This window comes from Nocardioides sp., assembly GCF_031422975.1.
GTDB lineage: Bacteria > Actinomycetota > Actinomycetes > Propionibacteriales > Nocardioidaceae > Nocardioides.
The window spans coordinates 1-12,255 of the sequence record NZ_JANPEO010000617.1 but is presented as its reverse complement, the minus strand read 5'-3'; the positions used below and the strand labels follow the sequence as shown (position 1 = coordinate 12,255).

Sequence of the window (12,255 nt, the reverse complement as noted above, 5' to 3'; positions counted from 1 at the left end):
CCTGCGCATCGCCGAGGACATCGAGATGCCCGTCGTCGTGTCGAGCGCGGTCGAGTCCAGTGTCGGCATCGCCGCCGGCGTCGCGCTCGCCGCCGCGCTGCCCACGTTGGAGCACGCCTGCGGGCTGGCCACGGTCCAGCTCCTGACCGACGACGTGGCGCTCGAACCCCTGCTGCCGGTGGACGGCTTCCTGCCCGTGCGTCCGGTCGAGCTCGACGAGGCCGCGCTGGCCCGGCTCGCGGCGCCACCCGACCGGGTGGCGCACTGGGAGCGCCGGCTCAGCGCCGTACGGCAGGATCTCGGCCTGTGACCTCCTCGACCGATCTCGCCCGCGGAGTCATCACGCTGCTGGTGAGCCGTGGCGTGACCGAGATCGTGGTGGCGCCCGGCTCTCGCAACGCCCCGCTGGCGTTCGCGGCGTACGACGCCGCGCGGGCCGGCGTGGTGCGACTGCACACCCGGATCGACGAGCGCGCGGCCGGGTTCTTGGCCCTCGGCCTGACCAAGGTGGGACGCCGCGCGGCGGTGGTGTGCACCTCCGGCACGGCTGTCGCCAACCTGCACCCGGCCGCGCTCGAGGCATGGCACTCGGGCCTGCCGGTGTTCTTCGTGACCGCCGACCGGCCGCTGCGACTGCGCGGCACCAGCGCGAGCCAGACCACCGACCAGGTGGGGATCTTGGCGAACCTGGACTTCGTCGACGTCGCCGACCTCGACGCGTTGACGATGGTGGGCCGGCAGGGACCGTGGCACCTCAACATCCAGCTCGACGACCCGCTGGTGCCCGAGGGGCGGTGGGACGTCCCGGAGATCACGATCGACGACCGGCCCCGCGTGCGTCACGACGAGGTGGAGATCCCGGCCGGCCCGCGCACGGTGGTGGTCGCCGGCGACGAGGCCGGACCGTCCGCCCGGGTGCTGGCCCAGCGGGGGCAGTGGCCGCTGTTCGCCGAGCCGACGAGCGGCTCACGCACCGGCACGCATGCGTTGCGGACCTATCGGCTCCTGCTCGACGGCGACCTCGGCGCCCGGATCGAGCGAGTGGTCGTCGCCGGCCACCCGACGCTCTCACGGCCGATCGGTCGCCTGCTCGCTCGCGAGGACGTGGAGGTCTGGGACGTCGAGGGCCAGGGGCTGTGGCGCCAGCGGCCGTTCGGCGTCGACCATGCCGTGGCCCGCGCCACCACGACCGAGTCGAGCGACACCGAGTGGTTCGACGCCTGGGCGGCCGCGGACCGTTCGGTCGGTCGCGAGCTGGACGCCCTGCTGCGTGCCGAGGCCGACCTGACGCCCCATGAAGTCGCGGGCGCGGTCAGTCGCGCGGTGCCCGACGGCGGCCTCCTGTTCGTCGGCGCCTCCAGCCCGATCCGCGACCTCGACCTGATGGTCGCGCGCTACGACGTCGGCGGCCGCCGCAAGGTGATCGCCAACCGCGGCCTCGCCGGCATCGACGGCACCGTGTCCACCGCCATCGGCGCCGCGCTCGGTCGCCCACGCAGCACCAGGGCGCTCGCGCTGATGGGTGACGTGACGTTCCTGCACGATGCGACCGGCCTGGTCCTCGGCCCCGCCGAGGCCCGCCCCGACCTGACGATCGTGGTCGTCAACGACGACGGCGGCTCGATCTTCTCGATGCTCGAGCAGGGTGCTCCCGAGTTCGCCGACCGCTACGACGCGCTCTTCGGCACGCCCCACGGTGTGGACATCGCGAGTCTCTGTGCGGCGACCCGGACCCCGCACCTGCGCGTCACGAGCCTGCTCGAGCTCGAGCAGGCGCTGTCCTCGCCCAACGGCGGGATCGAGGTCGTCGAGGTCGCCGTCCGCCGCGACAACCGCCGCGACCTGGATGCCCGGATCCGCGCCCTCACCGACTGACGGCCACCTCGCTGAAGGTCGAGCCCAGCAGGGTCGGCGCACCCTTCGGCGGCAGATGGATCAGGCCGACCGCGACGTCGGCGAAGGACAGCAGCCCACCGGCACCCGGGCGATACCTCCCGTACGGCGGCGCCCACCGCACCCTCAGGTCGGGTCTCCCGTCCAAGCGCGTCGTGACCCGCAGCGCCACGATCGCGAGTGCCCCGTCCTCGACCTCGACGACGCGGGACAGGCCGGCCGGCTCGACCGACACGCGGTAGCCGCGGAACATCGCGCGGCTGCCGAGGTCGGCGATGTTGTCGCGCCAGGTCCGCGACTCCGGATCGAGAGCCAGTCGGTCGTCGCGCGTGCCCGACTCGAGGTAGTCGCGCCAGGCGGCGGTCGCGGCGGCGGCCTCGTCACCGCTCGGCAGCAGGCGAGGGCGTCCCGGATCAGGCAGGTCGCGGGACAGCGCGGTGCCGGCCTGCCGCAGCCAGGGCGCCAGCACGGACGCCTTGGTGAACAGGTCGACACGCGTCTCCCGGTCCACCGTGGAGGCGACCAGCGACCACATCGGGTAGGAGTCGAAGCGGCCGGAGAAGACCTCGACGCCCTGGTGGGTCGGCACCGTGCGGCGCCCGAGCCGTGTCAGCCTGCCGACGCGGGTGCCGAACAGATCGCTCTCGAGCGCCGGTCCGCGATCGGCGAGACGCCACGACTCGCTGCGATAGTGCGGCGGGCGGGCAGCGGTGATGGCGGTGCCCAGCCGGGCGTCGTACGACCTGAAGAGCGTCGGCAGCTCGGCCCTGGTCAGCGCGACCTTCGTCGTCGCCAGATCGGGCGACTGCTGCTTGGTGGGTAGGAGGCTCTCGGCGGTGCAGCCGGCCAGCGACACCGCCAGCGCGACTGCGAGCACCGTCCGCTGCGACCTGTGCCTGCCGGTAGGTGCCGGCGCCGGCGGCTCGTCGGCCGGGACATGCCCGGCGATGCGCTGGGCCGTCGACGGAGATCGTGGAGGCCGGCGCAGGCGGAGCAGCAGTTCGACGCAGGCCAGCAGGACGAGCGCACCGGCTCCGAACGCGATCAGCGCCCAGGCGAAGAGTCCGTGCACGGTGATCCCGAACGACACGGTCGTCGGGCCGACGCCCGTCAGTGGCGCGATCACCCACTGGGCGGCGGACGAGCCCCGGTCGAGGGTGAGCTCCTCGCTGCCGGTGCCGCTCATGGAGTCGGTCCAGAAGTCCGCGGACGCCGGCTGCACGGGATCGCCGGAGCCCGCATCCTCGGCCACGACACCGGTACGGGTCACGCCTGTCAGCCGGATCCTGGACGAGTCCCCGACGAAGTCTGCGACGTCGACCGGGTGCGCCGTACCGATGAAGACACCCTCCGGAGCCGAGGCCCGCAACGTGACGGTGACGCCCTCGTAGGCCAGCACGTCGGGGGCGGTGAGCAGTGGCCGCCCGTCGTCGCCGAGCTCGGCAGGACCGTTGAAGACCGTGTCGTCGGAGCCCACCACGCCCGCGACGCCCGCCCCGGCCGCCATCACGAGCAGCGCCGCGAGCGCCACGATCGCCAGGGCAAACCTGCCCACGCTCCCGACTGCTCGCACGCGGGCGATTATCCATGGCGGGTCGTGGCGGTCGTCGGCCCACTCACCGCCTGACAGACTCACGGGGTGGAGATCGCCCTGTTCCTCGTCGCCCTCGTCGTGGTCGTCCTTGCCGGGAACGCGCTGGCCGACCGCCTCACCGTGCCGGCGCCCCTGCTGCTGATCGCCGTCGGTGTCGTCGGCACCTATCTGCCGTTCGTGCCCGAGGTGCACCTCGAGCCCGAGATCGTGCTGCTCGGCCTGCTGCCACCCCTGCTCTACGCCGCCGCGATCCAGACCTCGCTCGTCGACTTCAACGCCAACCGCCGCGCGATCCTCTTCCTGTCCGTCGGCCTCGTCGTCTTCACCTCGTTCGGGGTCGGGGCGCTCGTCCACCTGATCGTCGCGAGCATCTCCTGGCCGATCGCGATCGCCATCGGCGCGGTCGTCGCGCCACCCGACGCCGTCGCAGCCACGGCCATCGCCCGGCGCATCGGGCTGCCGCGGCGCATCGTGACGATCCTCGAGGGCGAGTCGCTGCTCAACGACGCCACGGCCCTCGTTGCCCTGCGTACGGCGATCGCCGCCGCGTCAGTCGGCGTGCAGGCCCTCGAGGTGGGCCTGGACTTCGTCTGGGCCTCCGCTGGTGGCGCCGCGCTCGGCTTCGTCGTCTTCGTGATCGTGGCCAAGCTCCGCAAATTGGTCACCGATCCGCTGATGGACACCGCGATCTCGCTGGTGACGCCGTTCGTGGCCTATCTCCTGGCGGAGAAGCTCGACTCGTCCGGCGTCATCGCCGTCGTCGTCGCCGGGCTGCTGCTCGGCCACAAGGCGCCGATCATCCAGAGCGCCCAGTCGCGGATCGCGGAGCGCATCAACTGGCGCACCATCGCCTTCCTGCTGGAGAACACCGTCTTCCTGCTGATCGGGCTGCAGGCGCGCTGGATCCTCGAGGGCGCGGCGGACAGCGAGATCTCGCCCGCGCGCATCGCTCTCGTGTGTGCCAGTGCGCTGCTGGCCACGATCGTGCTGCGACTCGCCTGGGTCTTCGCCGCGCGCTCCATGCTCCTGCGCCCGGGCGCGGACCCGGCCGCACGGGAGGTGTCGAGCTGGCAGGACACGTTCGTCCTCGGCTGGGCGGGCATGCGTGGGGTGGTGACCCTGGCCGCGGCCTTCGTCATTCCCGCGTCCGTCCAGCACCGTGAAGTGCTGCTGCTCATCGCGTTCACGGTGGTGGCCGGCACGTTGTTCATCCAGGGGCTCTCCCTGCCCTGGGTCGCCCGAAGGCTCCGTGTGCCCTCGCCCGACCCGCTCGAGGACGCGTTGGCTCGGGCGGCCCTGCTCCAGCAGGCCTCCAAGGCCGGCTTCGCCGCGCTCGACGGGCTCGAGCACGACGACCCGCACGGGGTGGGCGTCCTGATCCGGCAGCGCGTCGACCAGCGCAACTTCGCGGCCTGGGAGCAGCTCTCCACGACCGCGGACCAGGAGTCGCCCAGCGAGCTCTACGCCCGGGCCCGGCTGGCCATGATCGAGGCCGAGCGCAAGAAGGTGCTGGAGATCCGCAGCACCGGCACGGTCGCCAGCGAGGTCGTCCGCCAGGTGCTCAGCATCCTCGACGTGGAGGAGTCGATGATCGACATCGCCACGTCCGACGAGGACCCCGAGGTGCGGCCGGCGCGCACGTTGGCGACCGGTGGGTCGTGCGACCACCTGGACTCGGCTCCGGTGGTGCCGCTCAGCTCGCTCGAGGACGGGATGGTGTGCCAGGAGTGCCTCGAGCTCGGCGACCACTGGGTCTCGCTGCGCCGGTGCCTGGCCTGCGGCAACGTCGCCTGCTGCGACTCCTCGCCGCACAAGCACGCCACCGAGCACTTCCACGACACGGCTCACCCGGTCATGCAGTCGGCCCAGCCCGGCGAGGACTGGCGCTGGTGCTTCGTGCACCACCTGACGGGCTGAGCCGCCCCGGCGGCGCCAACGCAGGTCCCGCACGTGCGAACGCGCCGCCCCACCGAAGTGGGACGGCGCGTCGCCGTACGGGTATAACCGATCAGCGGAGGCTGATCAGGCCTGCCAGAGGCGGAGCCAGTCCACCGACATCGTCTGCGGCAGCTTGGCGTCGCCGCCCTTCATCTGCGAGATCTCGTAGTCCGAGCTCAGCAGGCTCAGGATCGGGAACTGCGCCTGGCCGGAGACGCCGACCTTGGTGCGCCAGGACTCCTTGCCGTCGATGCGGAAGATGTAGGCCGACGGGGTCCACTCCACGGAGAAGACGTGGTAGTTCTTCGACCAGCCGTCCTTCTTGTTCTTCAGGAACGACGTGGAGCTCTTGATCCACGAACCGGTCTTGACGTCCTTGCCGGAGCTGTTCTTGGAGTAGATGAACGACGTCAGGCCGCCTTCGGGGTGCTTGTCGCCGAAGTATTCGATGACGTCGATCTCGGCACCCGTGCTCTTCGGGCTGAAGGAGCCCGCGACCCTGGTCGCCGGCTGCATCCAGAAGCCGCCGTGCTGGCCACGGAGCTTGTGCATCTTGATCCGAGCGGCCGCGAAGCCGTAGCGCATCGAGACGTTGCCCTCGGTGCCGATGTGGCCGTTGAGGCGGTAGGCGAACTTGCCGGTGGACTTGCCGTCCTTCTTGGCGACGCACTTCTGGGAGGCGCGGGCCGGGTCCTTGATCACGCTGACGCGGACCGTGCCGCCGGCGACCGTGACCGCCTTCGGGTCGCCGTGCGAGCACTCGCGAAGGCTGTCCGGCTCGTAGTTGGGACCTCGGTGGTTCCAGTTGGCCGAGAGGGCCGAGCCGGAGAACTCGTCGGTGAACGACGACGTCAGCCAGCGCTCGGTGCTGGTGGGCTTGCTGGTGACAGCCTTGGCGCCCTTGTAGGCACCGGACGTGACCCGGTAGGTCAGGGCCGCGCCGCTCTTGGAGATCGGGGCGCCGAACTCAGCAAGGCCCTTGCGCGTGAGCTTGGTCTTGGAGACGGTCTTCCACTTCGTGCCCTTCTGCACCTGGAGCGCAACGGGGCGTCCGGCCTTGGCCGGCTTGATCGTGGCGGTCAGCGCGGCCTTGGCAGAACCGGAGCTGGCAGGCTTGCTGCCCTGCTGCACGATCTGCGGCATCGCGACCAGCTTGGCCTTGCTCTTCGCCTTTCGGGCGCTAGTGGTGTTGAGCGGTGCGTCAGCAGCGTCGGCCGAGGTGGTCGCTGAGACCATCAACAGTGAAGCAGGCATGAGCAGCGCGACGAAACTTCCCGCGAGTGCGCGGCGTCGAGACATGAGTTCTCTCTCTGTTCGGGTGCATGTGGTTCCCCCTGGCATCCGTCGAGGGCGACCTCACCATAACCGCCGGGCAAGGCCCCCCGACAAACCGACGACGAACCCTGCCGCGTGCCGGTTGCGGTCGTAGGGTGGCCGGGTGAGGCTGACGAAGTTCGGGCACGCGTGTGTGCGGATCGAGCACGGCCACGCGGTGATCGTGCTCGATCCGGGCGGTTTCACCGGGGCTGAGGCGGTCGATGGCGCCACCGCCGTCCTGATCACCCACGAGCACGCCGACCACTACGACGCCGACCATCTTCGGGCGACCGATGCGGCGATCTTCACGATCGAGGCCGTCGCCGCTCAGATCCGGGCGGGTGCGCCGGACCTGACCGAGCGGGTGACCGTGGTCGAGCCGGGCGCGAGCTTCGACGTCGGCCTGGCGGTCGAGGTGGTGGGGGAGAAGCACGCCGTCATCCACCCCGACCTGGCGCGGATCGACAACAGCGGCTATCTCCTCACCGTCGGCGACCTGCGGGTCTATCACCCGGGCGACGCACTGACCGTGCCCGAGACCGCGGTGGACCTGCTGCTCGCCCCGATCAGCGCCCCGTGGCTCAAGGTCAGCGAGGCCATCGACTTCGTGCGCGCTGTCGGCGCTGCCCGCAACCTCGGCATCCACGACAAGATCTACACCGAGGCTGCACTCGGCATCGTCGACACCCACATGGGCAACCTGCTGCCCGAGGGTCAGGAGTTCAGCCGTTTGCCGGACGGTGCTGACTTGCCGGCGGAGCGCTAGTTCGACAGCGCGTCGCGCACCGGCACGAACTTCGCCTGTGACTCGGCGAGCTCGGCCTCGGGGTCGGAGCTGCCGACGACCCCGCAGCCCGCGAAGAGACGGACCGTGTCCCCCTCGACGAGCGCCGAGCGGAGCGCGATGCCCCACTCGCCGTCTCCCTTGGCGTCCATCCAGCCCACGGGTCCGGCGTAGCGATCACGGGCCATGCCCTCGATCTCGGCGATGAGGGCGACGGCCGACGCCGTGGGCGTCCCGCCCACGGCCGCGGACGGGTGCAGGGCCTCGGCCAGCTGCAACGACGAGACAGTGGCTGCGTCGTGGACCACGCCCGCGACGTCGGTGGCGAGGTGCATGACGTTGGGCAGGTGCAGCACGAAGGGCACCTCGGGCACGTTCATCGACGAGCAGTGCGGCTCGAGGGCGTCCGCGACCGAGCGGACGGCGTACTCGTGCTCCTCGAGGTCCTTCGACGATCGCGCCAGGGTGCCCGCCAGAGTCGCGTCGCGCTCCTCGTCTCCCGTACGGCGGATGGTGCCGGCCAGCACCCGTGACGTGACGAGGCCGCGCTCGCGGCGGACGAGCATCTCGGGCGTCGCGCCGAAGATGCCGTCGACGTGGAAGGTCCAGCACATGGAGTAGTCGCGTGCCAGCTTGTGCAACGCCCACCGCACGTCGACGGGGCCGTCGCAGGTGGCGACGAGGTCGCGGGCGAGCACGACCTTCTCGAGGTCGCCGGCGTTGATCCGGGCCACCGCGTCGGCGACGACCGTCATCCACGCCTCGCCGTTGAGGGCGCCGTCGGCGAAGGTGAGGCCGACGGGGGCAGCGGGCAACGGGGCCGGGGCCAGGTCGGGGGCGTCCACGCCGACCGTCGTCAGCCAGGCACGGTCCCCGCGACGACCGACGACGACCTGGGGGACGACGAGCACCGAATCGCCGGGGTCGTCGGCGAAGCCGAAGGAGCCGAAGCAGACCAGGCCGGTGCCCGGCTCGTTCACTGCGTCGTGGACCTCGGCGCGGCCGGTGATCTCAGACCACCACTTGTCGGCGTCGGAGAAGCGGGCGGTGCCTCGCGTGCGGATGACCGCGGCAACTCCCCAACCGACCAGGCCCTCGTCGCGGCGCAGCCAACTGACGGGCGCGTCGGCGGGCAACAGCTGATCCAGCGAGCCGACCTGGTCCAGTCCGACGGCGACCGTGTGCACCACCAACGGGTCGCCGGCAGCGGCGGGTGAGGGCGTCGTCACGATAGTGGAGCCTACGCCGGGGGGTGTTGTCACTCCGCACTCACGATCGGTAGACGATCACCTTGTCGCCCACCTGGACCTGGTCGAAGAGCCAGCGGATGCCGTTGTAGTCGCGCACGTTGACGCACCCGTGCGAAGCGCCGTTGTAGCCGGTGGCGGCGAAGTCGGGGGAGTAGTGCACGGCCTGGCCGCCGGAGAAGAACATCGCGAACGGCATCGAGGTGTTGTAGAGGCTGGAGACGTGGTCGCGTGACTTCTTGAACACCGAGAACGCGCCCTCGCGGGTCGGCAGCTCGTCGGAGCCGAACCGCACGTCATAGCGGGACTTCACGACACCGTCGATCACCCAGCGCAGCGAGCGCGAGGTCTTGTCGACGCACAGCGCCCGTCCGATCATGCAGCGCGCGTCCAGGGCAGGACCGCTGGGTTCGATGTTGAACAGCTCGGCCTTGGTGGGCTTGCGCGTCATCTCGGCCAGGCGGTCCAGGGTACGACGGTCAACCTCGCCGGTGACGGGGATCTTGCGCTTGGTCTGGAACCCGGTGACCGACGCGACGGTCTTCTCGTCGAACGCGCCGGTGACGTCGCCCTCCCACCACCCGACCTGCTCGAGCCGCGCCTGCAGACGACGCACCGGCAGGCCCTGGTCGCCCGCTTTCAGGATCGTCCGACCGGGCGTGTAGACGTTGTGCAGCGCCTCGGTCGTCGGCTCGGCCGTCTTGGCCACGAGCTTATCCCAGGTGGTGCGGTCGACGATCCCGGTGGTCTCGCGTTGGCGTCGCGCCTGGAAGGAGCGGACCCCGTCGCGGGTCTGGGCGTCGAAGCGGCTCGTGACCACCTCGGAGTGCAGGCCGAGCTGGTGCAGGCGGCTCTGGAGCTCGCGCACCTTCCAGCCGGTGTCGCCGAACTTCAGCCGGCTGAAGCCTGCGCGCTCGGCGCCGGTGCCGCCGGCCTGGGCGGGCAAGGCGACCGAGGCGGCACTCAGCGCCATCACGAGGGCGAGCAACAACGAGAGGAAGCGAGGTGTGCGCAATGGAGTCTCCGGGGGTAGCAGGTGTCGACAATCGTAGGGACGCCCACCTGCTTCGCGAAGTTGCCGCCCGACTACGCTCGCGTGCGTGGCCCGCGCGGAACTCGACAAGCAACCGACCGACGTCCGACGCATGTTCGATGCGGTCGCGAAACGCTACGACGTGACCAACGACGTCCTCTCCCTCGGCCAGGACCGTCGCTGGCGACACGAGGTGATCGAGGCCGTCGACCCGTCGTACGGCGACAAGGTGCTCGACCTCGCTGCCGGCACCGGCACCTCGAGCCAGCCGTTCGCCGACCGCGGCGCGATGGTCGTGCCGTGTGACTTCTCCCTCGGCATGCTGCGGGTCGGCAAGGTGGCGCGACCGGCGCTGCCGTTCACGGCGGGTGACGGGACGAGGCTGCCGTTCGCCGACGACACCTTCGACGCCGTCACCATCTCCTTCGGCCTGCGCAACATCGTCGACCCCGCGCAGGGGCTGCGCGAGATGCGCCGCGTGACCCGCCCCGGCGGTCGCCTGGTCGTCTGCGAGTTCAGTCACCCCACGTGGACGCCGTTCCGCACGGTCTACATGGAGTACCTCATGAAGGCGCTGCCGGCGATCTCGCGCGCCGTCTCGTCCTCTCCGGACGCCTACGTCTACCTCGCCGAGTCGATCCGCGCCTGGCCCGACCAGCAGGGCCTTGCCGACCTGATCGCGACGACCGGCTGGACGGCGCCCGAGTGGCGCAACCTCTCCGGCGGCGTCGTCGCGCTGCACCGCGCCACCGCCTGAGGGCTCGTCGCCCGAGCCGTCGGTGGGCTCAGCGCAGGGCCGCCGCCTCGGCGGCCAGGGTGCGGATCCGGTCCCAGTCGCCCGCGGCCAGCGCGGCCGCCGGGGTGAGCCACGAGCCGCCCACGCACCCGACGTTGGGGAGTGCGAGGTACGACGGTGCCGAGGCGGCGGTGATCCCACCGGTGGGGCAGAAGCGCGCAGCCGGCAAGGGGGAGGCGATCGACTTCAGGTAGGCAGCACCACCCGATGCCTCGGCCGGGAAGAACTTCATCTCGGAGATGCCGGCCTCGAGCACGGCCAGCGCGTCCGAGACGGTGGCCGTACCGGGCAGGAACGGCACGCCCGTGCTGCTCATCGCCGCGAGCAGCAAGGGCGTGCACCCGGGGGAGACGAGGAACCGGGCGCCGGCCTCGACCGCCTGATCGGCCTGCGCGGGCGTGACGACCGTGCCCGCGCCGACGAGGATGCCGGGCACCTCGGCGGTGATCGCACGGATCGCGTCGAGCGCGACCGGCGTACGCAACGTGAGCTCGATGACCGGCAGTCCGCCCGCGACCAGTGCGCGGGCGATCGGCACCGCGTGGGCCAGGTCGTCGACGACGACGACCGGCACGACCGGGACGAGCGACAACAGGGACTCAGACGTGCTGGGCAACGGGGGCCTCCTCGGTGGGGGCGGGCAGGGGGCGGATGACGCTGGCACCGGTCTCGGCGGTGCCGACGATGGCGCGGAAACCGGCGAAGAGCTCACGGCCGGTGCCGGCCCACTCGATGTCGTGCGGGGCGCGACCGGTCGTCTCGCGGCGGTCGAACTCGGCGTCGGGCACATCGAGCTCGAGCAGGCCGCGCTCGGCGTCGACGGTGACCAGGTCCCCGTCGCGGACCCGGGCGAGGGCGCCGCCGAGGGCCGCCTCGGGGGTCACGTGGATGGCGGCCGTGACCTTGCCCGACGCGCCGGACATCCGGCCGTCGGTGACGATCGCGACCCGCTGGCCACGGTCCTGGAGCACGCCCAGTGCCGGCATCAGCTTGTGCAGCTCCGGCATGCCGTTGGCGGCCGGGCCCTGGTAGCGGACCACCGCGACCAGGTCGCGACCGTCGAGCAGACCCTCGGCGAAGGCCGCCAGGAAGTCGGCCTGGTCGTCGAAGACCACCGCCGGGGCGGTGACCACGCGATGCTCGGGCTCCACGGCAGAGGTCTTGACGACTGCCCGGCCGAGTCGGCCCGACAGCATCCTCAGGCCCCCGTCGGGGGAGAACGGGTCGTCGGCGGGCCGCAGCACGCTGGTGTCCAGCGATTGCTTCGGGCCCTCCTCCCACACGATCGCGTCGCCGTCGAGGCGGGACTCACGGGTGTGTCGCCACAGCCCCCGGCCGGAGACGGTCAGCACGTCGTCGTGGAGATAGCCGTGCTTGAGCAGGGTGTGGATCAGGAAGGGCGTACCGCCGGCCGCCACGAAGTGGTTGATGTCGGCGCTGCCGTTGGGGTAGATCCGGGTGAGCAACGGGACCGCCGCCGACAGGTCGGAGAGGTCGTCCCAGGTCAGCGTGAGGCCGGCAGCAGCGGCGATCGCCACCAGATGCATCGTGTGGTTGGTCGAGCCGCCGGTCGCGAGCAGCGCGACGCAGGCGTTGACGATCGACTTCTCGTCCACCAGGTGCCCGACCGGGGTGGGCTCGCCACCGGCGTGG

The 12,255-nt window shown here is 71.3% G+C and carries 10 protein-coding genes and 1 pseudogene; 5 read left to right on the top strand and 6 right to left on the bottom strand.

Translation table 11 applies throughout. The features are described from left to right. Both RMO85_RS18420 and menD read left to right on the top strand, forming a co-directional pair. Window positions 1-310: pseudogene (locus tag RMO85_RS18420) on the top strand (O-succinylbenzoate synthase); the annotation flags it as partial. Next, window positions 307-1,875, top strand: a complete 1,569-nt coding sequence (gene menD / locus RMO85_RS18415) for a 2-succinyl-5-enolpyruvyl-6-hydroxy-3-cyclohexene-1-carboxylic-acid synthase (protein WP_310530175.1) — start codon at window positions 307-309, stop codon at window positions 1,873-1,875. The pseudogene RMO85_RS18420 and the gene menD, both read left to right, overlap by 4 nt. On the opposite strand, the gene RMO85_RS18410 is transcribed toward menD, so the two are convergent. Continuing rightward, a complete protein-coding gene (locus RMO85_RS18410) occupies window positions 1,865-3,448 on the bottom strand; it encodes a hypothetical protein (RefSeq protein ID WP_310530174.1) in 1,584 nt (527 codons plus the stop codon). The genes menD and RMO85_RS18410 overlap by 11 nt on opposite strands. Before the next feature lie 84 nt (window positions 3,449-3,532). Here RMO85_RS18410 and RMO85_RS18405 point away from each other — a divergent pair, with 84 nt between their 5' ends. Next, window positions 3,533-5,404, top strand: a complete 1,872-nt coding sequence (locus RMO85_RS18405) for a Na+/H+ antiporter (RefSeq protein WP_310530173.1) — start codon at window positions 3,533-3,535, stop codon at window positions 5,402-5,404. A gap of 105 nt (window positions 5,405-5,509) precedes the next feature. On the opposite strand, the gene RMO85_RS18400 is transcribed toward RMO85_RS18405, so the two are convergent. Further along, window positions 5,510-6,724, bottom strand: coding sequence for a glycoside hydrolase family 16 protein (locus tag RMO85_RS18400; RefSeq protein ID WP_310530172.1), 1,215 nt, complete (start codon window positions 6,722-6,724; stop codon window positions 5,510-5,512). A 139-nt stretch (window positions 6,725-6,863) separates the two neighbouring features. On the opposite strand from RMO85_RS18400, the gene RMO85_RS18395 reads away from it, so the two are divergent. Then, a complete protein-coding gene (locus tag RMO85_RS18395; protein WP_310530171.1) occupies window positions 6,864-7,508 on the top strand; it encodes an MBL fold metallo-hydrolase in 645 nt (214 codons plus the stop codon). Here RMO85_RS18395 and RMO85_RS18390 read toward each other — a convergent pair. Both RMO85_RS18390 and RMO85_RS18385 read right to left on the bottom strand, forming a co-directional pair. After that, entirely contained in the window at window positions 7,505-8,755 is a 1,251-nt protein-coding gene (locus RMO85_RS18390) for an isochorismate synthase (RefSeq protein WP_310530170.1), read from the bottom strand. The two genes, RMO85_RS18395 and RMO85_RS18390, sit on opposite strands and share 4 nt — an antisense overlap. A 40-nt stretch (window positions 8,756-8,795) precedes the next feature. Next, window positions 8,796-9,788 (bottom strand): L,D-transpeptidase family protein, encoded by a 993-nt coding sequence (locus RMO85_RS18385; RefSeq protein WP_310530169.1) that lies wholly within the window; start codon window positions 9,786-9,788, stop codon window positions 8,796-8,798. An 85-nt stretch (window positions 9,789-9,873) separates the two neighbouring features. Between RMO85_RS18385 and RMO85_RS18380 the strand changes: the two genes are divergently transcribed. Continuing rightward, window positions 9,874-10,563 carry a demethylmenaquinone methyltransferase gene (locus RMO85_RS18380; protein WP_310530168.1) on the top strand — a complete coding sequence of 230 codons (690 nt, stop codon included), beginning with the start codon at window positions 9,874-9,876 and terminating at the stop codon, window positions 10,561-10,563. A 28-nt stretch (window positions 10,564-10,591) separates the two neighbouring features. Here RMO85_RS18380 and eda read toward each other — a convergent pair whose 3' ends face one another. Then, a complete protein-coding gene (eda, locus tag RMO85_RS18375; protein ID WP_310530167.1) occupies window positions 10,592-11,218 on the bottom strand; it encodes a bifunctional 4-hydroxy-2-oxoglutarate aldolase/2-dehydro-3-deoxy-phosphogluconate aldolase in 627 nt (208 codons plus the stop codon). Next, on the bottom strand, window positions 11,202-12,255 hold a 1,054-nt coding region (locus tag RMO85_RS18370; protein WP_310530166.1), incomplete at its 5' end, for a dihydroxy-acid dehydratase. The genes RMO85_RS18370 and eda, both read right to left, overlap by 17 nt.

What these genes read in the sequence shown, in the direction of transcription:
- RMO85_RS18400 (WP_310530172.1), bottom strand. Translation starts at nt 6,724, where the DNA reads ATGTCTCGACGCCGCGCACTCGCGGGAAGTTTCGTCGCGCTGCTCATG.